We start from the raw sequence: 482 nt of genomic DNA on the forward strand, positions 1-482 counted from the left end.
AAAAAAGGATCGCCTCAGCCATCCCGTTCCCTTAACTCTTGCACCCGTTACTTTAAGTATATTTCTTCACAATCTTAATTCACTTTAGATTAACTAATCATTTAAATCATACTTAAATATAGGGTTTATACACTCCAAAATGGATACTATTGCATTATTGTATCCAGACATTTTTTCTATCTCTGTTTCATTTGTAAATTCTTCTTTTTCAAACTGTACCGCAAGTGTGTTTATGATATTTAGGTACTTGTTTACAAATTCGTTCTCGTCCATAACTTTAACATCCACCAGCATTTCATTATAAGCTTGAAGTTCGCCTTCATCATTATATTGAAACTCCATTTTATCAAATATGGTATTTGTATTAGTAAAATGTATTTTCCTTTCAATAATATCAACTAGTGAAAATTGAATCATTTTCTTGTTTTCAATCATATCTAACACCTACTTTTTATATAAGGGTTAAGGTATTTATTCTCCAT

1 protein-coding gene is annotated in these 482 nt (G+C 29.3%); it reads right to left on the reverse strand.

Annotation, left to right across the window (positions count from 1 at the left end; translation table 11 throughout):
- Window positions 1-93: 93 nt before the first annotated feature.
- On the reverse strand, window positions 94-435 hold the full coding sequence (locus tag V7161_RS30315) for a hypothetical protein (protein WP_335716466.1): 342 nt from the start codon (window positions 433-435) through the stop codon (window positions 94-96).
- Window positions 436-482 lie beyond the last annotated feature (47 nt).

The sequence above is a fragment of the Neobacillus drentensis genome, from assembly GCF_036965425.1.
GTDB lineage: Bacteria > Bacillota > Bacilli > Bacillales > Cytobacillaceae > Neobacillus > Neobacillus drentensis_F.

Bases quoted from the DNA above. Each gene is read 5' to 3' on its own strand.
- V7161_RS30315 (WP_335716466.1), bottom strand. From the start codon at position 435: ATGATTGAAAACAAGAAAATGATTCAATTTTCACTAGTTGATATTATT.